18 protein-coding genes are annotated in these 21606 nt (G+C 45.6%); 6 read left to right on the top strand and 12 right to left on the bottom strand.

What is annotated here, in order from left to right; translation table 11 throughout:
- Positions 1–13: 13 nt before the first annotated feature.
- Positions 14–2035 (bottom strand): NADPH-dependent 2,4-dienoyl-CoA reductase, encoded by a 2022-nt coding sequence (locus PY479_RS16350; protein ID WP_275484417.1) that lies wholly within the window; start codon positions 2033–2035, stop codon positions 14–16.
- Between the two features lie 178 nt (positions 2036–2213).
- On the opposite strand from PY479_RS16350, the gene sppA reads away from it, so the two are divergent.
- On the top strand, positions 2214–4067 hold the full coding sequence (sppA, locus tag PY479_RS16345; protein ID WP_275484416.1) for a signal peptide peptidase SppA: 1854 nt from the start codon (positions 2214–2216) through the stop codon (positions 4065–4067).
- A gap of 94 nt (positions 4068–4161) precedes the next feature.
- The gene (ansA, locus tag PY479_RS16340) at positions 4162–5175 is read left to right on the top strand and encodes an asparaginase (RefSeq protein WP_275484415.1); all 1014 of its coding nucleotides are present in this window, start codon (positions 4162–4164) and stop codon (positions 5173–5175) included.
- A 37-nt stretch (positions 5176–5212) separates the two neighbouring features.
- Here ansA and PY479_RS16335 read toward each other — a convergent pair whose 3' ends face one another.
- The 5 genes from PY479_RS16335 to PY479_RS16315 all read right to left on the bottom strand — a co-directional run bounded on the left by PY479_RS16335 (position 5213) and on the right by PY479_RS16315 (position 9459).
- Positions 5213–5494, bottom strand: coding sequence for a DUF1315 family protein (locus PY479_RS16335; RefSeq protein ID WP_212593487.1), 282 nt, complete (start codon positions 5492–5494; stop codon positions 5213–5215).
- Positions 5491–5808, bottom strand: coding sequence for a zinc ribbon domain-containing protein (locus tag PY479_RS16330; protein WP_275484414.1), 318 nt, complete (start codon positions 5806–5808; stop codon positions 5491–5493). The genes PY479_RS16335 and PY479_RS16330 overlap by 4 nt, the downstream gene beginning before the upstream one ends.
- A gap of 9 nt (positions 5809–5817) precedes the next feature.
- Positions 5818–6945 (bottom strand): M14-type cytosolic carboxypeptidase, encoded by a 1128-nt coding sequence (locus PY479_RS16325; protein WP_275484413.1) that lies wholly within the window; start codon positions 6943–6945, stop codon positions 5818–5820.
- Positions 6946–7097: 152 nt separating this feature from the next.
- Positions 7098–8882, bottom strand: a complete 1785-nt coding sequence (locus PY479_RS16320) for a DUF885 domain-containing protein (RefSeq protein ID WP_275484412.1) — start codon at positions 8880–8882, stop codon at positions 7098–7100.
- Between the two features lie 112 nt (positions 8883–8994).
- A complete protein-coding gene (locus PY479_RS16315; protein WP_212593491.1) occupies positions 8995–9459 on the bottom strand; it encodes a hypothetical protein in 465 nt (154 codons plus the stop codon).
- A 129-nt stretch (positions 9460–9588) separates the two neighbouring features.
- Between PY479_RS16315 and dgt the strand changes: the two genes are divergently transcribed.
- Positions 9589–11043 (top strand): dGTPase, encoded by a 1455-nt coding sequence (dgt, locus tag PY479_RS16310; protein WP_275484411.1) that lies wholly within the window; start codon positions 9589–9591, stop codon positions 11041–11043.
- Positions 11044–11054: 11 nt separating this feature from the next.
- Here the strand turns inward: dgt and PY479_RS16305 are convergent, their stop codons facing one another.
- Complete coding sequence (locus PY479_RS16305) at positions 11055–11327, bottom strand: hypothetical protein (protein WP_212593493.1); 273 nt, start codon at positions 11325–11327, stop codon at positions 11055–11057.
- Positions 11328–11745: 418 nt separating this feature from the next.
- On the opposite strand from PY479_RS16305, the gene PY479_RS16300 reads away from it, so the two are divergent.
- A complete protein-coding gene (locus PY479_RS16300; RefSeq protein ID WP_275484410.1) occupies positions 11746–12750 on the top strand; it encodes a hypothetical protein in 1005 nt (334 codons plus the stop codon).
- Between the two features lie 8 nt (positions 12751–12758).
- Here the strand turns inward: PY479_RS16300 and PY479_RS16295 are convergent, their stop codons facing one another.
- The 3 genes from PY479_RS16295 to PY479_RS16285 all read right to left on the bottom strand — a co-directional run bounded on the left by PY479_RS16295 (position 12759) and on the right by PY479_RS16285 (position 16019).
- Positions 12759–13448 carry an SDR family oxidoreductase gene (locus PY479_RS16295; protein ID WP_275484409.1) on the bottom strand — a complete coding sequence of 230 codons (690 nt, stop codon included), beginning with the start codon at positions 13446–13448 and terminating at the stop codon, positions 12759–12761.
- Between the two features lie 144 nt (positions 13449–13592).
- Positions 13593–14372, bottom strand: a complete 780-nt coding sequence (locus PY479_RS16290) for a CLCA_X family protein (protein ID WP_275484408.1) — start codon at positions 14370–14372, stop codon at positions 13593–13595.
- A gap of 93 nt (positions 14373–14465) precedes the next feature.
- The gene (locus tag PY479_RS16285) at positions 14466–16019 is read right to left on the bottom strand and encodes a PAS domain-containing methyl-accepting chemotaxis protein (protein ID WP_275484407.1); all 1554 of its coding nucleotides are present in this window, start codon (positions 16017–16019) and stop codon (positions 14466–14468) included.
- A gap of 416 nt (positions 16020–16435) precedes the next feature.
- On the opposite strand from PY479_RS16285, the gene PY479_RS16280 reads away from it, so the two are divergent.
- Positions 16436–16654 carry a hypothetical protein gene (locus PY479_RS16280; protein WP_212593498.1) on the top strand — a complete coding sequence of 73 codons (219 nt, stop codon included), beginning with the start codon at positions 16436–16438 and terminating at the stop codon, positions 16652–16654.
- A 162-nt stretch (positions 16655–16816) separates the two neighbouring features.
- On the opposite strand, the gene PY479_RS16275 is transcribed toward PY479_RS16280, so the two are convergent.
- Entirely contained in the window at positions 16817–18466 is a 1650-nt protein-coding gene (locus tag PY479_RS16275; protein WP_275484406.1) for an amidohydrolase family protein, read from the bottom strand.
- A gap of 395 nt (positions 18467–18861) precedes the next feature.
- On the opposite strand from PY479_RS16275, the gene PY479_RS16270 reads away from it, so the two are divergent.
- Positions 18862–19257, top strand: a complete 396-nt coding sequence (locus PY479_RS16270) for a DUF3718 domain-containing protein (protein ID WP_212593499.1) — start codon at positions 18862–18864, stop codon at positions 19255–19257.
- A gap of 1639 nt (positions 19258–20896) precedes the next feature.
- Here PY479_RS16270 and PY479_RS16265 read toward each other — a convergent pair.
- Positions 20897–21433 carry a lysozyme gene (locus PY479_RS16265; protein WP_275484405.1) on the bottom strand — a complete coding sequence of 179 codons (537 nt, stop codon included), beginning with the start codon at positions 21431–21433 and terminating at the stop codon, positions 20897–20899.
- Between the last annotated feature and the right edge of the window lie 173 nt (positions 21434–21606).

The raw sequence follows: 21606 nt of genomic DNA, 5'->3' as shown, positions 1-21606 counted from the left end.
GTCAACCACATGGTCACACCCGCATTGCTAATTCGGCGGCATCACGAATGGCCCGCTTTGCATCAAGCTCAGCGGCAAGTTTAGCACCACCGATAATGTGCACAGGAATACCCAGTTGCGCTAATGCTGGTAACAAGCTGAGGTTCGATTCTTGTCCTGCACAAATGACCACATTGTCGCAGGGAATGACTTGAGCCTTGTCTTCCACCATAATGTGCAGTCCTTCACTGTCAAAATGATGGTAACTTACACCTGAAATGGTTTTCACCCCGTGACGTTTTAGCGTCATTCGGTGGATCCAACCGGTGGTCTTTCCCAACGTTTTGCCAGGATTACCCGGCTTACGTTGTAATAGCCAAATCTCCCTTTGTGGCTTTTCGTCAGTCATTTCCGCTAATAGTCCACCGCGATGCGCATATAGAGTGTCAATGCCCCAACGTTGATACCATTTAACCGGTTGCAGGGTGGCTGATTGTTGTTCGGCCAGAAAATGTGCCACATCGAAGCCGATGCCACCTGCGCCGATGATAGCAACACGATTGCCTACGGTTACTTCACCACGCAGTAACGATTGATAGCCGACCACCTTTTCTGAGTCAAAACCGGGAAAATTCAATGCCCGCGGGACGACACCAGCGGCGAGTACCACTTCATCGAATTGCTCCGCAGCTAATGTTTGCACCGTCGCCAATGTATTTAATTTGAGGTCAACGCCCAGATGTTCAAGCTGGTAGCGGAAATACCGTAAGGTCTCACGAAATTCCTCTTTACCGGGAATATTTTTCGCCAGATTAAACTGGCCGCCGATTTCACTGCGCGCTTCGAACAAGGTGACTTGATGGCCACGCTGCACGGCATACACGGCGAAGGCCATGCCCGCAGGACCGGCGCCAATAACGGCTAATTTTTTGGATGTGTAAGCCCGGATGAAATTTAGTTCGGTTTCATATGCCGCCCGCGGATTCACCAGGCAAGTGGCTCGTTGTAATTTGAAGGTATAGTCTAAACACGCCTGATTGCAACCAATACAAGTGTTGATTGCGTCATCATTGTGCGCCGCGGCTTTGTTAACGAAATCCGGATCAGCCAGAAATGGCCTTGCCATAGACACCATATCGGCCTGACCACTTTCAAGCACTTGTTCAATGACTGCTGGCATATTGATGCGATTAGTCGCTATCAGCGGTACTGATACCTCTTTACGCAGTTTGGCTGTCACCCAGGTAAAAGCCGCACGAGGGACACTGGTCGCAATCGTTGGGATCCTTGCTTCATGCCATCCTATCCCGGTATTAATCAATGTGACGCCAGCGACCTCTAACCGTTTAGCCAGTAATACCACCTCGTCCCAGCTTGATCCCTGCTCCACCAGATCCAACATCGATAACCGAAAAATCACAATAAAATCGCTACCAACGCGGCGTCTTACCTCCTCAACAATGTCTACGGCAATGCGACTGCGATTAACAAAATCGCCGCCATATTCATCAGTACGCTGATTCGTGCGACTGCAAATAAACTGATTGATCAGATATCCTTCCGACCCCATGATTTCAACGCCATCATATCCAGCCCTTTGAGCTAAATATGCGCTTTGCCCAAAATCACGAATGGTTTTGCGAACTTGTCTGGCTGACATGGCCCGTGGTGTAAATGGGGTGATAGGTGATTTAAGTTTTGACGGTGCAACCGAAAAGGGATGATAGGCGTAACGCCCTGCATGTAACAACTGCATGCAGATTTTGCTGCCGGCCTGATGTACGGCATGTGTGACAATGCGATGTTTGCCGACTTGCCAAGAAAAACTTAATTGAGTCGCATTGGGTGTTAAGCGACCACGAAAATTTGGTGATATTCCACCTGTAACGATAAGCCCTACACCGCCTTTCGCCCGTTCCCGATAAAATGCCGCGAGCTTTTCAAAGCCGTGTTTTTCCTCTTCAAGCCCGGTGTGCATTGACCCCATGACCACACGATTTTTGAGATGGGTAAAACCAAGATCTAACGGTTGCAACATCAATCTCTGCGCAGTCATCTAAATGCCCTTTTTAAACACTTGTTTTAATCCAGCATAACCTGTGGATTGCGTTAGCTCAAGTAGCCAGTGACCTCGAATAACAACAGTTAATTTGTATCAGACATTTACAAATGAGTTTCGCTCATCTGAGCAAATTCGGTTAGCATTGGCATATTCGATGGAATAAGGAAAGGTTATGTCTGCGAAACCTCTGACAACCAAAAATACACTGATATTGATATGGAATGTCATCAACTTTATTCGCAAATTGGTGCTAAATCTGGTGTTCTTCCCGCTGTTCTTCCTCATCCTGATAGTGTTCACCGTAGCACTATTTAGCAGTGATGAAGTGAAAGTTGACGACGGCTCGGCACTGGTACTGGATCTGGCTGGCAGATTAGTGGATCAGAAGCAGGACATTGATCCCTTGGATGCCATTCTGAAACAACGTCAGGGCCGAGATGCTAATGGCGAACTGCTGCTAAGTGATGTGTTGTATAACATCGACAGCGCGGCCAACGACAAACGCATTAGCGCGCTCGTTTTAGACCTTGGCGATATGGCGCCGGGGGGGATCACCAAGATCCAAACCATTGGCCGCCACATTGAAGCTTTTAAGAAAAGTGGTAAGCCTGTCATCGCGATGGGTAACTATTACAATCAGTATCAATACTTACTGGCAACCTACGCCGATACAATTTATCTCAATCCACAAGGTATGGTGACCGTTGAAGGTCTCAGCAGTTACCGGCAATTTTATAAATCTGCATTAGACAAGCTCAAGATCAACACCCATGTCTTCCGTGTTGGCACCTACAAGTCCGCGGTTGAACCCTTCATTCGCGACGATATGTCTGACGCTGCCAAAGAAGCGAACACTGCATTACTGAATGATATCTGGGATATCTACACGACTACCGCCGCCAAAAATCGAGGTATTCAACCTAGCGATTTTGGTCTCGACTCAACCCGTTATCTTAAAGTGCTGAACGATGCAGACGGCCAGTCAGGACAGATGGCGCTCGATATGAAGTGGGTAGACAAGCTCGCTACTGCCGAACAATTCCGGCAGGCGATGATTAAACTGGTAGGTAAAGCCGCTAAAGGTCACAGCTTCAAGCAGATTGATTACTACGATTATGCCAGCCTCAACGCGCCTGCTACTCCGGTCTTACCACAAGATGGTATCGGCATTGTGGTCGCAAAAGGTAATATTCTGAATGGGAACCAACCTGCCGGTACTATCGGGGGTGACAGTACTTCAGCGCTACTGCGCAAAGCGCGGTTTGATGACAAAATCAAAGCGGTAGTTTTACGCGTAGACAGCCCTGGCGGCAGCGCATTCGCATCTGAGCAAATCCGTCAGGAAGTGTTAGCATTGAAAGCTGCAGGGAAACCTGTGGTCGTCAGTATGAGCAGTCTGGCGGCTTCTGGAGGATACTGGATCTCAGCCAGTGCCGATTATATCTATGCCAACCCAGCCACCCTCACCGGCTCTATCGGCATATTCGGCATGCTCACCACGTTTGAAGACTCCCTTGCTGCGCTGGGTGTTCATACAGATGGCGTCGCAACCACCGATTGGGCCAATTTATCTGTGACCCGACCGCTTTCAGATGGGGTCAAAGCCGTCATTCAGCGACATATAGAACGCGGATATCATGACTTTATTTCGCTAGTCGCCAAAGAAAGGCATATGACATTGGAACAAGTCGATAAAATTGCACAGGGTCGGGTTTGGTCTGGTATCAGAGCCAAACAGTTGGGACTCGTAGACGATTTAGGCGATGAAGATGCTGCCATTGCTAAAGCGGCTGAACTGGCGGGCTTGTCACACTATGATACCCGGGTGATTGAAAAAGAACTGACGCCTGAACAGCTGTTCATGCAAAAGTTATTATCCAATGTTGCCGCTTGGGTACCGCCAAGCATTGCCCACACAAGTGCGGCTCAACAGATACTGACTCAGTTAACCGCAGTGGCACAGGAGTTCGCCTCCTTCGATGATCCCAACAACGTTTACTTATATTGCGATAGTTGTAATTATTAAATAAACGTCAATAAAGCCCGGTTATCCGGGCTTTATTTTTTTTTATTGATATAATTTAGTCTCGATTTTTATAGTAACCACAACGCCGTACCCGATGACTAAAAAAAATATCTATATTGCTTATACCGGCGGCACCATCGGTATGCAGAAAACTGAACATGGCTTTGCTCCTGTGGCGGGTTTTCTGACTGAATGTCTTAACTCAATGCCTGAATTCTTCCGAGAAGAGATGCCGGCGTTTGTATTGCACGAATATTCTCCCGTGATCGACTCTTCCAATATGTCCCCTGCACATTGGCAGATGATTGCCAATGACATAGAAGCAAATTACGACAAGTATGATGGATTTGTGATCCTGCATGGTACCGATACGATGGCCTTCACGGCATCAGCATTGTCTTTTATGCTGCAGGATCTCTCCAAACCGGTGATTATTACTGGTTCGCAGATCCCCCTGTCAGAACTGCGCTCGGACGGTCAAACCAACCTTTTGAATGCGCTCTATATTGCCGCGAATTATCCGGTGGCTGAGGTCTGTTTGTTTTTTAACAATAAACTTTTCCGCGGTAATCGTACCACTAAAGCGCACGCTGATGGCTTTGACGCATTTGCTTCACCGAATTTTCCATTACTACTGGAAGCGGGCATCAAGATCCGTTTGCACGCAGGCACGATTGCGAGCAACGATTCCAAGCCGTTAAAAGTGACCCACATTCACCCGCAACCTATCGGGATAGTGACTTTATATCCTGGAATTTCGAATGAGATTTTTAAAAACATCTTACAGCAACCAGTTAAAGCACTGATTTTATTAACTTATGGTGTTGGTAATGCACCACAAGATCCTGAATTATTGCAAACGCTAACGCAGGCTCATGATAACGGCATCGTGTTAGTCAATCTGACACAATGTCGCCAAGGCAGGGTTAATATGGGCGGTTATGCAACAGGCAATGCGTTAGCAGAAGCCGGACTTATCAGTGGTTACGATATGACCACCGAAGCGGCATTAGCCAAACTGCATTACCTGTTCTCAAAGGACCTCAGTGTCAGTGAGATCCGAGAAAAAATGCAGCAAAATCTGTGCGGTGAACTGACCAACGATTAATCTCTAAAAATAAGGCCCAGAATTCTGGGCCTTATTTTTACAATTCGTCTTCTTTAAATTCGGCAATCGTGTCACCGCGAAAACGTTTCTTAAGTTCGGCCTTTGAAAGCTCAATCACGGTGCCGTCATTACCGATGGTAAAGTGCTCATGCAGATGCAATCGACGTTGCTGAAACAACATGACCACTTGCAAGGTTGAATCTCGCTGGGCTTCAGACAAAGCACTGCCATCTTCCCATTTACCAGTTTCGGCGGCGCTTTTCAGGCGCTCATAAACCTCAAGCGGCATCTCATCTATGACTTTTAACAGATCGGTCATAACTGTTTCCGTTTATTCAGGATAATACGCACGCGAGTAACCAAATACCCAACAAAACCAAAGGCAAAAAGTACGCCACCGATAATCGCACGAGGACCACTTGCAACCTCACCGCCCCAAAACCACACGACGACACCTGCAATAAAGGCAGTCATGGCAATAAAACTATGGGTCATCAGTCTGCTGGACTTTTCAATCTGCTTGATACGTCGCGCAGAGGAGAGATCGCCATCCAGCGCCGTCTGGCAATGAGGACAAGTTTTAGCTTTGTCAGAAATACGTTTATCACAAATTGGACAAGTAGTCAGAGCCATGCTTCCTCCTTAGCGCAACTTATCTACAACAGCGAGCATCGCAGTTAATGAGGCTTCGCCAAGATGGATACAACGCTCCGGCGACCAACCCAACATGGGATCAGCTAGGTTATCGTTGTCCTTAAATGGCATTTCCAGGGTATTAGAAAGACAATTGAAAGTCTGCGCTACCCAATTTGAACCTATGGTTAAATTGGCTTTTCCCGGTTCATCTTTACCATAGCCAAATTCAGTCTGGAAATCGGGACTTACCAGCAATAATGCACTTTCAAAGGCGTTCTGTAGGGCTTGCAATCGCTCCGTCCAATCCGGAATACCCGCACAACCGGCAAGGAACACATAGGGCAAACCTTCATCACCGTGAACGTCATAAAACAGGTCAACACCGGTTTGCTGCATCTTTTGCACGACATAATAGACTTCAGGACTATTTTCTAAAGAAGGTGTCTGCCATTCACGGTTGAGGTTAATCCCCTTAGCGTTAGTACGCAGATGACCACGTACGCTGCCATCCGGGTTCATATTTGGGACTATATAAAAATTCGCTTTATCCAACAGTTGCTTAGCAACTGGATCATCAGGGTCCAACAATTTATATAACAACCCTTCGACCAGCCATTCCGCCATCGTTTCACCAGGATGCTGACGGGCAGTGATCCAGATAGATTTTTTCTCTTCGCTATCATCACCAATTTTTACCAGCGTCATATCGCGGCCATCTAAGGTCAGCCCTAAATGTTCCAGCGATACTTTAGGATGGACCTGCACTGAGCTCAGCAAATCCAAGTGCCGTTCATAACTGTAAGGCGCAAAATATGCTATCTGAATGGCATCGGCATCCAATTCGACGGCAATGCTCAGCTTTCCATCTTGATACTGTGTCGGCAAACGAAACCAGTGTTGGCGATCATAACTGGCGACAGCCTGATAGTTCTCCCAGCCTTTGGGATAGGATGAACTACCAGCATTGACGATGTTGAGGGTGTAACTGTTACCGACATCACCTTCAAAACGAAAGTTAAACCATTGATAGAATTCACCACCTTCGTCCTGACGAATGGCCAGTTGAATATCATCTTTATTTGCCAGGCTTAAAACCTGGATGTTGCCACCATCAAAATTGGCGCTGATCCGCATACAAATTCCTTGATTGTCAGCCGGAATGTTTACTCCCGGCGAGCCAAAAATCGCCCTAGGATAAACCAAAATGACAAAGGATTAAATGCAACTTAGCCGATGTGGACAGCAATAAGAAAGGCAGCCTTAGCTGCCCTTTTGTGTTAGTTTAATTATTGCTGCAACATCAACTGGCGGATGTATTTAACCGGTGCGCTGCCATAACTTAGAAACTGTTCATTGAATTTTTCCAGATTAAACGCCTTGCCTTCCTTCGCTTTGATCTCGTCACGCAAATCGTAGATCGCCCGGAAACCGGCATAATAACTGGTGAGCTGTACTTGACTTAATGTCGCCCGACGCCATTTACCCTCAGCCTCAGCCTGTTGCTGGAATGCTTCCTTCGTCATTAGATCCATCGCTTCAGCTTTCGTCATACCCTTCACCTGAATGCTGTAATCGAGGATAGTGTTGCAAATCACCCGCAGGTTCCACTTGTAGTACATCAACCATAGTTCTGGCTCAAAGTTGCCATACCCTTCTTCCAGCATCATTCGTTCCGCGTAAACTGCCCAGCCCTCGATCATGGCACCGTTGCCAAACAGGCTTTTGATCAAACTGGGTGATTTATTGGCGTAAACCAATTGGGCGTAATGACCAGGAATCGCTTCATGGATATTGAGGATCTGAAGCACCCAATGGTTATATTCACGTAGATAACTCTCTGCGGCACTGTCCGACATTCCATCAAGCGGCGTAACGTTGTAATAGGTATTGCCACCTTGTTCATAAGGCCCAGGAGCGCTAACCGATGCGCCGGCAACCCCACCAAAATAGGCAGGCGTTTCACGGACTACCAAAGGTTTATCTTTATCCAATTGCACTAAGTGGTGATCATTGACGAACTGAATTAATTGTGGCAATTGTTGTTTAACTTCAGCAACAAAGTTCTCACGCTTCACATGGTTTACCGACAATTTATCTATCAGCTGCCGAATAGCCTGTTTTTCATCTTTAGGCTTTTCTGTTGTGAAATATTTTGACCACAATTTATCGGTGATCTTCGCCATTTCACCTTGAACTTTTTCCTTATCAATTAATGCCTTTTCATATAAGGCTTTAGCGGTCATACCTGACTGAATATCATAAAAAAACTTTTGCTCATAAAGTTTTTCACCGATACGAAAACTTCTGGCACCCTGCTGCTGCAATTTAATTTCAAGTGTTTTGAGGAAACTGATGTAGCCATTGATTGCAACGTTCGCAGCCGCAAAACGGGTTTTAAACAATTGCTTTTCTTCAGCAGTCAGCCCTGAGTCCGCCACGGTTTGCAGTAACTCATCTGACAACACTGAAAATGCCCCCTGATTTTGTACAATCGCGAGCTGCGTATGTTCCAGTGTTGGATCGTTGATGTTGGCTTCAGCCGCCTTATAGTAAGCCGGAACATTCTCCAAGCGGGCAAGAGCTGACCTTAACCGAACATCTAACGGCGCATAATTTTCATTGATTATCTGTGCAAAACCACCAGCGACATTGTAACTGGAAGGATCCCATTGCCAGGCTCTAAAGGTATTGATTTCCCATGCAGTACTGGCGAGTTGATTTTCAATCAAGCGGTAATCGATAAGATTAGCTGGCGTTAATGATGCGGTGCTGAAGTGACTCAACAATGTCTGGTACTTCGCGATGAACGCCAACATCTCACGGCGACTAGCCGCATCTGGCACCTGTAAATTCGCATCATATTGGTGATAACCACTATATAACGCGTAGGTTGGCGCCTGTTTCCAGAAATCATCGATAAACTGTTGGCTAAATAATTTGAACTGCTGATTTTGATCGGCGTTAGCTGCAGATATTAGATGTTCACTTTTGGCTAAAGTGCTATCCGACTGACATGCGGTAAGGCCGCCCAATGCAATACTTACCACCAGCGGCAATATCAGTTTATTCATGAAGTTGCTTCCTTTCTTGTACTTTTATTGCGTCCGAGTTAACCACGGCATCGGCCAGATTGCAGCTACAAATCAATGATTCTCACAGTTTGTTACAAGTTAACAGATACGATTATTTTGCTATTGGCGAGTAAACGGTTGATTTATCAATACACCAGCCGCCTTTGCCCTCAGGCTTGTCCTGCGGAAAACCGGTGAACAGCTTATTATCAGCGGTATGTTGTAATACCAGCGGTTTAGGCTGGGTTTTGTCATCCCAATATAAGGTCAGCATTAATGCTTCGCCGCCATCACAGGTGTTCAGATGTGCATCAGCCACTTCTGCGTAAGCGCTACCATGATATTCACTAATCGTCGGCTCCTGACACTGAGTATTGTCATATAACCGAGCATCACTGCGATAAGTGTCTTTGCCAAATTCCATCGTGAATTCTTTACTTTTTGCCCCATCAACAATGCAACCACTGCTCCAACTACCGAATAAAGGCAGTTGCTTGGCCTTCTGATGCTGCCAACCGAAAACACCAAGTAAGACTAATGCAACGACAGCCACCGCAATCACAATAGTTTTAGACATCTATGCGCGCTCCTATGCTGAAAAATTAAGGCGCTGTGACAATACCACAGATTGGTTTAGACTGGGGACATAGGAAATAAATTATCTTTCTCTAAAAGATCAGTTAGATATCTACTACTCGGGGTCACCATGGCAAATGTCGATTTCTCTCGCCGCCTCACCCTTGCACGCCCATACAACATGCGCAACCAAGACAACAGTGATACTAGGCAAGCACTGCAACGTGCATTTGAAAGCGATCGAGGCCGCATTATCAACTCAGCCGCCATCCGCAGATTACAACAAAAGACCCAAGTATTTCCGCTGGAACGTAATGCCGCGGTAAGAAGTCGTCTCACGCATTCACTCGAAGTACAGCAAACCGGACGTTTTATCGTACAAAAGATTTTTGAATATCTATTAGCTCAGCAGCATTCCTTAAGCCAACTAGGCCTTAATAATATGGAACGCTCTCTGGAAACGTTGGTAGAAATGGCTTGTCTAATGCACGATGTCGGTAATCCGCCCTTCGGTCATTTTGGTGAAGCGGCGATAAGCGACTGGTTTCAATCGCACATCAACACCATAGCGCCTGCCGACTTCACTAGTAATAGTGGCCTCGTCCGCGACATCAGCCATTTTGAAGGCAATGCTCAGGGATTACGGCTGATGCACACGTTGCTGGGTTTAAATCTCACTTATAGTCAGTTGGCTGGTATTCTAAAGTACACTCGTTGCGGCTCTCTGGACCAAGCCGACATTCCTAAAAGTAAGTCTTACTTGATGAAAAAAGTCGGATATTATGAAAGTGAACGGTCTGTGGTAAACGCCATCTACCAGACTTTGAATATGCCTAAAGATAGCCGCCATCCGGTCAGCTATATCATGGAGGCGGCGGATGACATTTCATATTGTTTGGCCGATATCGAAGATGCCGTCGAAAAAGATGTCATTTCTCTCACCTATTTACAACGACAACTTGCTGAAGAATATCCGCAGCAATGCCAGAAAATGCAGCTACCCTCAACGCATCATGCGCTGATGAACGATGCTATCAGTTATGCGCAAACTGCGGCAGATAAGAGTGGTATTAATCCGCAAAGCCAGTTTTTCACTTTCTTGCGTGTGAAACTGATCCATCCATTGGTTGAGCACGCCGCGCAGCGATTTGTCGACAATCTGGACATTATTTTCAATGGTGAATTAAACCAGCCATTGTTGGAAGATAACGGCTACCAACATGCCATTACCGAATCATTAAAGCAGGTCGCGTTTCGAGAAGTTTTCAGCCATAAAGAAGTTGAACAGATGGAATTACGCGGGTATCGCATCGTCAGCACGTTACTAGATTGCTATAAGCCACTGTTAACGCTAACCGCAGAGGGCTTTGGCGAGCTAATGGCCGGTACCGCTAAAGGCTGCTTAATTGAGAAACGATTACTGAAAAGATTACCCCCCAAGCATCTCGCAACATATAGACGCTCAGTTGCTGAGCCCCAGTTACCAGAGTTCTATCATCGCTGCCGGCTGATACAGGATTATATCAGCGGCATGACCGACGAATTTGCGTTGGATGAATATCGATTATTGATGGCGTTAGATTGATCGCGTCTTCGTTAACTACGCCGAATGCGAACTACGCGCATGGTTTCCATCTCAAACCCCGCCACTAATGTTGTTTGCGGATAATAATCGAGCGTGACTTGCGCCCCTTTCAAACTGCGGTATTTTTTCGGACGTCTGAAACGAAATGGTATTTCACAATTCTTGACCATCAAGGTATGTTGAACCCATTCGCCTTCATCTCGTTGGGTGTGTGACAATACTGTACAACGCTCTGTATGGATCAGTGCAGGATGCTGCTCTTGGGATAAGTCAGAAATACTCATTATACTTTACCTCCCGAAACCGTTTTCTGACGTAAAATCAGGCATTAATAGCCCATTTTCTGCCACAAATGACAGCCACTAGGCAAATTCCGGCGGCAAACAACAACCCTCGTTGCGATAAACAGGGAATCAAAATGTTGTTACCGGAATATCCTAACGGTGTGGCCGCATAGGCGTTGCAATCGCAATGTTTACGACCGAATGTGATTGGTTATTGTAGCAAATTTAACCAGCTTTTGTGCCAATACCCCAAAATTTGTTGGTAATTAAGCATATCCTTATGATTAGTTACTGGTTTTTCATGGCGACAAAAGTGTTCATGCATTAGATTTGATACAAAGTTGTTATTGCCAATTATCGGCCAACAAACAACTATGCTCAGACGAAATCAGGCATTTCAACGGCGTTCGAGGGTGCTATGGGGATTGCAGATTTAAAACGGAATTTAACTGGCCAACTTGAAAATCTTTACCAAAAATCTCAGGCATTATTGAATGCGCCAGCGCCATATTGGCAAAAGTTATCTAATGCACAGCGCGTTTATTGTTTTGCCCTGGTCAGTTTGTTTTTCTACAACGACCACCCATTCGTCACTGTTTGTCTTACTGTAACCGCATTGCTTATTGAGTTCTGGCCACTATTTACTCGGATGTGGCATTCACTAGCGGGGAAAGCGGTAATTCTGCTGTTCTATGCGATCATTGCGAATTTTTCCTTAGCCGATAGCGCATCTATTGTTAATGATGTGACTGGGGTGCCAAGCACACATTTTAATTACACCCACAACTTCACCCTGTTACTGGAGTTACCCATCTGGGCAGTAGTCATTAGTGCGATCGTGCTACTGGTGATGCAGCTCATCATTCCGTTCTATCTTCTGCTGTTATTAGGACTGAAATTGCTGGGGTTAGTTGGACTTAAATGGCAGTTTAAAAATGCCTATCCCGGGATGACTGCAACCGTGCGTCTGGTCCTCTCTGCATTGGTGCTGGTACATCTTCTAATGTTGTTTGGCGACGGCAAGGCACTTGAACAAAAGCTTGGCGATATGAAGTTGAATCTTAATATTGCTCAAGACGAAACAAAGACAATCAGCCATCAACAACCTGCGGGGGCAGTAGCTGCGGCAGAGGAAGTGCCTTTACCGTCATCAGCAGATAAGGAACAGGATTACAGCATGTTGCTGCAACGTTATCAGCATTGGGTCCGCGCCAGTGTGGCGTTTTTTGCATATAATTTTGAAGCTGACAGTAAAAGCCGTTGTGAAAAGCCAGAAACCGCACATAGCGTGGAATTAAATGATTATGAGTTACTGCTGCTCATCCCTGATAAGCAGCAAGCTTTTGGCTACCGTTTTAGTGTTATTCCTTGTAAATCGGCAGCCTTTCCTCTAACGGCGAGCCCACCGATGTCAATTAAGTAAGCCAAGGGTTACCAGGCAAGATGCTTGCCCTGATAATCAAAAAATTTGCCACTGTCTTGGGGCTGCAATTGCTCCAATAGTGATTTAATTCCTTGCGCAGAAGTATCAGCATCAATCAGACCGTGTGGCCCGCCCATATCGGTGCGTACCCAACCGGGATGGAGCACCACAGCCTTAATTCCGTCGGCCGCCAAGTCTAACGCCAAACTTTTACTGGCAGCATTAAGCGCTGCTTTCGAAGAACGATAAAGATAACCACCACCACTTTGATTATCCTCGATGCTGCCCATTTTTGAGCTGATATTCGCTACCGTGCCTTTGGCTAAACGCAAATTAGGCAAAAAGGCTTCCGTCACTTTTATTGGCGCAATAGCATTTATCTCCATAACTTTACGCCACTCATCAACCGGAATATCACCTAACAAAACGGCATTGGGACCATAATAACCTGCATTATTGATCAGCAGATCGATGGGGCGATCACTAAGCTCCTGAGCGAGATCTGATAGCGCATCATAATCCGTAACATCTAACTGATAGACTTCAAGACCAGGATTATCGCTAATCAGGTACAGCAGATCATCTGCATGTGCAGGGTCTCGACAACATGCTACAACATCCCAGCCAGCAGCCAAGTACAGCTCGGTCAGTGCTAATCCTATGCCGCGGTTGGCGCCGGTAATCAACAGTTGTGGCATGTAATCTCCTCTTCAGTAAAACGTAACTTCACGTGAATAGTCTTGTGCTAATTGTTAGCATTGTGTGACAACGGCACCCAAACGGTCAACTCCGAAGTTATAGGTATAAGTGCAAAAAACTGTAAGAATTCAATCGATATTGCATTAAGCCGAGAGCATTTTTCCGAGCAGCTGAAAATACTGCTGAATCGCGGCAAAAATATCAGGCAAAACATCAAGCGCTGGATAAGCTGGTTTCTCGTGCGCTAAAACATCCTGCGTACCCGATACCAGATATTGATTACGTATCGGGGCACAATGCGCAATCGCAGATTCAAACGCTCGCGCCATTAACTCCGTCGGTCGAGAAAAATAGTAGATACCGTGCGCTTTATCCAGTGTCACAGACTGCTGAACATACACACTGGGATTTGCACCGTTGTCGCACAAAAGCACGGTTTGCAGTAACGATGCTAACGCTTCGTTCAGCGGATGTTTCTTAAGCGGATACTCCTGCAACCACAAGTCACTGGCAAAGCTAATGGCGAGATCAGGGGGTGTCACAAAAGCAGCTGATGCTAAGTGGTGATCCAGGGCGTGCCAGAATTCATGGGCTAAAGCACCTGCCCCAGCATTTTTAGCTAAGGCCAAAGTGCGACTGCCTGGCGCATAGTGTGCTTGTACGCCTTTTTGTCCGCCGATACCAAAATCCAGATTCAGCGATTGTCTGAGCCCAAGAGTATTGGGTGGCACATTTAAGATAAACGCCAAATCCGCCAGTGAATCAAAAATCAGATTTGCAGCAATCTGCGATTCTTCATCAGACACCCAACGGCCGACTCTCACTGACGCAAAGCCAAAGGTATCTCTTACCGTAAGGAATGACTGTGGCTCACCGAAACGATAGTCAGGCCCCTGGCGGAGGTAACGGGTATGCGTTAACACACTAACAGCACTCGTATAGAAGACCGAAATTTATGATCGCATAGATTGATATCAATGGAAAAGACCAGGATGCAGCCCTTTCCATTTATAACATTAACGGGCGAAGCGCTTGACGGTTTCCAGCAGGTTATGCGCAATTTGTTTAAGATTGTGGATCCGCGATGAAGCCCCTACCGCATCTTCCTGACTGCTGTGCGCCATGACTGAGATATTGTGGATTTGTTGGTTGATATCTTCAGAAACGTGAGCCTGTTCTTCTACTGCAGATGCCATCTGTACTGCCATCTGTGAAATATTATCCAGCTCAGACGCGATACCGCAGAGCAAATTTTCACTATCTTTAACCCGGTCTAGCCCTGTCTGTGCTTTTCCCTGCACTTGTTGAGCAACATGTACAGCAATACTGGCGCGATCGGCTAGTTCCTTGATAATTCCGTGGATCTCTTTGGTAGATTCTTGAGTACGGCTCGCCAGCGAACGAACTTCATCGGCAACGACAGCAAAGCCTCTTCCCTGTTCACCGGCCCGAGCGGCCTCAATCGCTGCATTTAATGCGAGTAAATTGGTTTGTTCCGCTATCTGTTGGATCATCTGCGCCACTGATGCAATGTTGTCTGTTTGCTCTGACACACTGGCCACAGAACGTGAGATATCATCGACGACGCTTCTCACATCTTCAATCGCTTCACTGGTTTTGCTGGCAACATCTTTGGCTTCTGTTGCGAGCGTTGTCGAACGACGGACACGATCACTCGTCTCAGATACATGGCGTGAGACTTCAGTGATGGTTGTAGTCATTTGATTCATGGCGGTAGCCACTAATTCCGTTTCTTGATGTTGGCTGGCTAAAGTCGCCTGAGTACGCTCGGTTAGCCTTACAGACGCATTTGTTTCATCCACCATAATCGTGGCAGCATGCTCCATTCTCGTTAACACAGTATTGAGATGCGCTCTTTCACTTAAAATCGCGACTTTAATCTTACCGAGTAAATTACGTTGCTCGGTATAACTCTGGACCGCTAATGGATCATCAAATCCGCCAGACAACAACTCCATCAAACTGTTGTAGATCTGCTGCTTTGATATATTGACCAATATTGCGTAGATAATAAAAGACACCGACAGCACGGTTTCAGAAATGCTGCTATGTCCGGCAAAAAACAACACCGTGCATAACGTAACGGCAAGCAAAATAAAAATATTCTCGAAGCTTATTAATCGCTGCCGCTTAAGCCCTTTCCCCGCATTAAGACGGCGGTAAAGCGTCTCGCATCTTTCTACATCTTGCCGTTTCGCCATAGTGCGAACGGATTGAAACCCAATCACTTTGCCGTTATCAGTCATTGGGGTGACATATGCATTTACCCAATAAAAATCGCCATTTTTACAGCGATTTTTGACAATGCCCATCCAGGGTTTGCCTTGTTTGAGATAACTCCACATATTACGAAAAGCTTCTGGCGGCATATCGGGATGACGAACCAAATTATGTGGTTGACCAACAAGTTCCTCTCTGGAATAGCCGCTGATATCGATAAATTCCTGATTACAATCGGTAATAATGCCGCTGAGATCTGTGACGGAAATAAGCTTTTGCTCAACACCAAAAGTTTGCTCTCGATCGGTCACGGGTAAATTCTTTCTCATAGTGCTTTCAGTCCTTTGAATGACTTAAGGGGAACCACGCTTCTGGCGATGCATCAGTACCACAAGTATTAATCAACTTTGTCCAGCTTCAACTTGTTGAACAAAATGTTTTAATGTTTCCAGCCAATCCAGCGCTGGTCATCGTGCGTTAACCGGACAAACGCGAGTTAACCGCTCATTAACATTTTCCATTGCTAATATACTGAATTAATAAATCCCTACCTAGAAAAACTCGTATCGTTGGTACTACATGCTTAAATATTCGCCCCTTTAGGTTATACCTTAGTACCATACCGCCTCGGCTACCTAACTGATAAATTTATCCCGTAAATGATCATCAGCTTTTGAATTTTCATCGGCAGTTTTTAAAAGGCTCTACACTTAAAAATACGATAAGCGCGCGTGGGGAAGTTAACATGACTTGTGCATTAGAGTTGAAGTATCCGCAGGAAGGACCTGAGCGCCTAGAAGCGTTATTGTCATACCTGGACAACTGGTATCAATACCAACATGATATTGATTCCCATACGATTAAAATTTCAGTCACACCGGATTCGGTTAAAAGTGACTTATTTATCCTGAAATCTCACTTCCCGTGGCTACCCGTTGAGAACTTTGTCGTAATGAATAAATGACCGTCACAATCCCACGACATAATGGTCCTATTTTTAGCCGATTTTAAAGTTATGGATTAACAGCAGCCTGAGTTTTGCGATTAGGAATCCCCTTCCCCTCGATGTGGTGACAGCCAAGCAAGTCATTTGCGGTTCGAAAATTTCCGAACCGCAATTAGCGCATTATTTTTGATATACGCGCTTACCGGCAATCCAAGTCGAAAGCACTTGAGTCTTCCATATATCGGATGCTGGCACTTCAAAAATATCCTGATCCACCAGAATAAAATCCGCCCATTTTCCAGGGGTTAAACTACCGATTTTATCTTCCATATGCGCGCCATATGCCGCATCCTGAGTAAAGCCTTTAAACGCCTGTAAGCGAGTCATTTTCTGTTCAGGATACCAGCCATTGACAGGCTGATTGTTGTGGTCTTGCCGGGTAATAGCCGCATGTAATCCATAAAAAGGATTAGCGAGTTCTACCGGAAAATCTGATCCCAGCGGCATATGCACGCCACTTTGAAGCAGTGTCTGCCAGGCATACGCGCCAACCATTCGGGCTTTACCCAACCGATCTTCTGCCATATTCATATCACTGGTTGCATGGGTGGGCTGCATTGATGGCAGCACACCTAGTTCCGCAAATTTACGCAAATCTTCCGGCGCAATAACCTGAGCATGTTCAATGCGATTACGCAAATCTTTGCCGCCAATCCGGGAGAACGTATCAGCAAATTGTTGTAATGCTAAATGATTCGCACGATCGCCAATCGCATGAATATTTAACTGAAACCCCGCGCCAATAATCTGGTCAAACAAGGGCTTAAATTTTTCAGGTTCCGTCACCATTAACCCATTCTGATGGGGGGCATCATGATAAGGAGCAAGCATTGCAGCACCGCGACTACCTAACGCGCCGTCAGCAAAAACCTTAACACTGCGAATCGTTAGAAAATCATCAACACTGTATATTTCACCGTTCGCCAGCATTTCTGACAAATCTGGGTCCGTTGCAGCAACCATGGCATAAATGCGTAATGGCAGTTGCTGAGCGACTTCTTTGGCAAGATAAAAGTCATATACGTCATGACCAATGCCAGCATCTTGCATTGCTGTAACTCCAAGGGATAACAGATGCGGGCCGGCTGCGTTGAGCATTTGCTGGAACTGTTGCGGGCCATCCTTGGGCATTACCGCGTTGACCAGATCCATTGCGTTGTCAACCAGTACCCCGGTCGCATCACCTTTTGCATCCCTGATAATCTGTCCGCCAGCAGGATCTGGGGTGTCTTTGGTAATGCCAGTTAACGCAAGTGCTTGGCTATTGATCCAAACGGCATGACCATCGACTCGGGAAAGGACAACGGGATGTTCGGCCATGGCTTTATCTAATATTGCAGCTGTTGGGAAACGACGATCCGGCCACAACTCCTGATTCCACCCACTACCAGTAATCCACTGCTGCTCTGGATGTGCTTTAGCATATTGAGTCACAAGTTTAGCGGCATCCTGTGCGCTGCTGGCATCCCGCACATCAACTTGCAACAATGAAGCCCCTAGCATCAGCAGATGGCCATGGGCATCAATCAACCCCGGAAGCATAATCTTTTGCTTGCCATCAATACGCACAGCATCTTGCGGAATGTGTTGCGGGTCTAGCGATGCTATCTTGCCGTCTGCAATCAATGCCGCACTAAACTGTTGCAAACGCCCCTTTTCATTCAGCGTATACCCCTTAACGTTGGTGATGAGGGTTGTATTGGCCTGTACACTCAATGTAAACAGCCCCAATCCCAGAAAGGTCGAAAACAACCATTTCATGCTTTTCATCGCTACCCCCGGTCGCAAAATATCATCTTGTAATGTTAACTGTTTGCCAGCGGACCAATACACGCCACTGTTACAATTTATCCTTACAATACAGCATTAAACGCAGAAACAAAGGTGTTTTAAATACAATTACACAACATTTTATCTACTTTTAAATTTTGTTTACGCAGAAGAGCATGTAGTGAAATAGGCCGCCAGATTACGAACGTATAATTAATACTTCATCAACTGGTATGACTACATGCGCTGACAATACAAACCTACAATTACCTTAAGAAAATGGAATTGCTTTAGGCGGATCCTGACAGGTTATCTAACCATCAATGTGTAAAGTTGGCTTGATACGACGACCGCTACGTAAGGCTTTGGACATTTTTATGCAGGAGGTAGGTAAAATGAACTCCTTCAAAATAGCAGGGTTGATATTAGCGGTAACGTTTACCAGCGCCATCAGCGCAAAAACCTATCAATTCATCGGTACCGACAATACACCAGAAACCCAGTTTTGCGTCAGTGTAGGAAATAATGATTTAGGTGAAATGAAGAGTAAGCTCATGCGATTGGGTCTGTCTGATTTTAGACGAAATATTAATTCACTTACTTGCAATGACCTCTCAGCAGCAAAATTTGCTGATAAATATCAAGCGTATAATACGTTCAGATACTTAAATATGCGCAGTTCAGGTAAAAACAGAGTAAAACCTACTGTCACCATTCGAGATATCTCTAGAGCAGAAAATACAAATGATACCTCAATAGAGGTGGTGTATGTTTCTGCCCACCTAAAATAAACCTGACGATAAAAAAGGAGCGATGCTCCTTTTTTATCTGTATTCATTCTGTTAACCGTTGCCACCCAAAAAACAAGCTCAGAAGAATTCCATATAAATAATTTAATAATCAATTAATTAGTCATTAATTTTAAATCTTCTTTAATTTTTTCGCGGATAAACTTCACATGGGGATTTATATCGATGTTAACTTGTTAACTGAATCACAGGGTTGGTATTGATGGTTGGCATTTTGGTGTAATCGGTTGGCAGATCACAGTTGTAAAATGTTAAAACTTTGACCACTGATGTATATTTTTTATCCAATACCCGGGACTAATGGACTATATGAATGGACTCAAAAATCAAAAAGCGGATGTTGCTCGTCCCATTAGCAATCGCGATAGTGGGCGCCATTGCCGGATTTTTTACGATCTATTTCATTGAGCATCAGTTGACCAACATGTTCCATGCTGTTTCAAAAGCCGACCTAAAATCCCACTTACCACATTTCGTGTACCTCATCTTCGCCTTCATCTTTGCATTACCAGGGCTCAAAGCTCTATTTTCTAACCTCATCACAGTAAGACGATGGAATTCTGGGCTTTCGCCGTCATGCCCCGTCTGTGGCTTTCCAATGATCCAACGCGTTGCCCATAGAGGACCATATCTCGGTCAACGTTTTTGGGGATGCTACCAGTACCCCAGGTGTTTTGGAAAAATTCACATTGGATGATTGAGAAACATCGGGAGGTTTACACCTAAGTTCAGCTAAATAGGCAAATAGATAAAAAGACAGATTCAATGATCGCAGGAGTTCTGACCGCAGCAATGCCAGGGAAGCCACCGGCCGGCCCTTAGACTTCACCTTTCACGATCTCAAAGCCAAAGGCATTTCGGATATCGATGGCACTCTGCAAGAGAAACAAGCGATATCTGGTCACAAGTCAGCTGGACAAACAGCCAGATATGATCGGAAGACTAAGCGTGTAAATACTGTCGATAGCACACGCAAATAGCCATCATGTTAGGAAATCATCTTAGGAAAATGTTAGGAAATGAGCATTTTTAGAAATTCAGGCATAAAAAAAGAGGCAAGCCATTTAGCTTAACCTCTTGATTTACTTATCGATGTAGGTGGTACCGAGGCCTGTATTGAATAGCTTTTATAACATATTGATTTATATGTAATCATATGTAGTTAAATATCAAATATGCCCCCCAAAATGCCCCCAAATGATCCTTGCTAGGACACATTTACCCTTTAAAAGGGGCTTATAAGGGGCTATTGGCTGGTGGGCAATGTCCCATCGGGTGGTGTGTTTATCACCGATAGTAATTTGTCGATAATAAACTGGCTTAAAAAGGCTTTTATCCCCCTGATTTGATCAGTTTTTGATCGGCTTTATATAGCTGAGATTGCAGTGAACCGTATTTGAGCGATCGCAGTGCTACGACTATGATTGAAGCGATCATCAACCACGTTAAAATACGCTCTTTTAACACTCAAAAAATCCCCAAAAAAAGTTTTCATTTCGCGGTTGTGCGTAGAAATGGCAGCGCACGGTCATTTGGTCAGAAAGCCCTAGACTTCTGCATCCCCCCTCCCAAGACCGCATTTTTTTGATACCTTTTGACATTTTATGTCAATATTCGCCGTTTATAGGCCACTCAGGTCAGTTTTCGGCAGCTCAAGCTCAGATAGGCAAAGGTCACGCTCTTTTTCGCGGGCCTTAACGAGTCCAGGCAGTTGCTTCCCACCGGCATAAGACCATCCATTACAACCATGCTTGCCGCATGCGTTCGTCAACTCCCAGCATGCACCGACATGGTCACCTGCCAGTAGCTTGCGGCGCAATGTTGATGTTGCAAAGTTTCCGGCACCAGCCCAGTACAAGAACGTCACATAAGCAGCACGCTCGGATTCGGTCAACTTGATGGGTGATGTTAGCGAATTGAGTTGCTGTTCAGTCTTCACTAGGTCTTTAGCAAGCTGCGCTAAGCACTGCTCATGCGTGAACGTTTGGCCGAGCTTCAGTTCCGGGCCTGTGTGTCCATAACATGATGAGTAGACGTCAACAGCATCTATATATGTGTGGGTGACCAGTCCTTCTCTATCAGCAACCATCACACCGGCAGTCAGCATTGAAACGCTTGCGCCAATACCGATTAGATATTGGCGAACGCTTGCAGACATGTGATTTGCTCCAGAAACAAAGAAGCCGCTAAGGTAGCGGCTTCTTAACTTGCGGTATTAAAAAAGGGCAACTCAAATTGCCCCTCTTGTTCTAATTGTGTCCCGTCCTGAAATACGTTGACATAAAGAGGACTTCTTTATGGCGACATCAACTAACTCAAGCCGTAAGCGCA

Source organism: Shewanella sp. A32 (genome assembly GCF_029167175.1).
GTDB classification, from domain to species: Bacteria; Pseudomonadota; Gammaproteobacteria; order Enterobacterales; family Shewanellaceae; genus Shewanella; species Shewanella yunxiaonensis.
The sequence above is the reverse complement of the archived record's forward strand: the minus strand, read 5'-3'. Positions and strand labels throughout refer to the sequence as shown.

Bases quoted from the DNA above. Each gene is read 5' to 3' on its own strand.
- PY479_RS16350 (WP_275484417.1), bottom strand. From the start codon at position 2,035: ATGACTGCGCAGAGATTGATGTTGCAACCGTTAGATCTTGGTTTTACC.
- sppA (WP_275484416.1), top strand. From the start codon at position 2,214: ATGTCTGCGAAACCTCTGACAACCAAAAATACACTGATATTGATATGG.
- ansA (WP_275484415.1), top strand. From the start codon at position 4,162: ATGACTAAAAAAAATATCTATATTGCTTATACCGGCGGCACCATCGGT.
- PY479_RS16335 (WP_212593487.1), bottom strand. From the start codon at position 5,494: ATGACCGATCTGTTAAAAGTCATAGATGAGATGCCGCTTGAGGTTTAT.
- PY479_RS16330 (WP_275484414.1), bottom strand. From the start codon at position 5,808: ATGGCTCTGACTACTTGTCCAATTTGTGATAAACGTATTTCTGACAAA.
- PY479_RS16325 (WP_275484413.1), bottom strand. From the start codon at position 6,945: ATGCGGATCAGCGCCAATTTTGATGGTGGCAACATCCAGGTTTTAAGC.
- PY479_RS16320 (WP_275484412.1), bottom strand. From the start codon at position 8,882: ATGAATAAACTGATATTGCCGCTGGTGGTAAGTATTGCATTGGGCGGC.
- PY479_RS16315 (WP_212593491.1), bottom strand. From the start codon at position 9,459: ATGTCTAAAACTATTGTGATTGCGGTGGCTGTCGTTGCATTAGTCTTA.
- dgt (WP_275484411.1), top strand. From the start codon at position 9,589: ATGGCAAATGTCGATTTCTCTCGCCGCCTCACCCTTGCACGCCCATAC.
- PY479_RS16305 (WP_212593493.1), bottom strand. From the start codon at position 11,327: ATGAGTATTTCTGACTTATCCCAAGAGCAGCATCCTGCACTGATCCAT.
- PY479_RS16300 (WP_275484410.1), top strand. From the start codon at position 11,746: ATGGGGATTGCAGATTTAAAACGGAATTTAACTGGCCAACTTGAAAAT.
- PY479_RS16295 (WP_275484409.1), bottom strand. From the start codon at position 13,448: ATGCCACAACTGTTGATTACCGGCGCCAACCGCGGCATAGGATTAGCA.
- PY479_RS16285 (WP_275484407.1), bottom strand. From the start codon at position 16,019: ATGAGAAAGAATTTACCCGTGACCGATCGAGAGCAAACTTTTGGTGTT.
- PY479_RS16280 (WP_212593498.1), top strand. From the start codon at position 16,436: ATGACTTGTGCATTAGAGTTGAAGTATCCGCAGGAAGGACCTGAGCGC.
- PY479_RS16275 (WP_275484406.1), bottom strand. From the start codon at position 18,466: ATGAAAAGCATGAAATGGTTGTTTTCGACCTTTCTGGGATTGGGGCTG.
- PY479_RS16270 (WP_212593499.1), top strand. From the start codon at position 18,862: ATGAACTCCTTCAAAATAGCAGGGTTGATATTAGCGGTAACGTTTACC.
- PY479_RS16265 (WP_275484405.1), bottom strand. From the start codon at position 21,433: ATGTCTGCAAGCGTTCGCCAATATCTAATCGGTATTGGCGCAAGCGTT.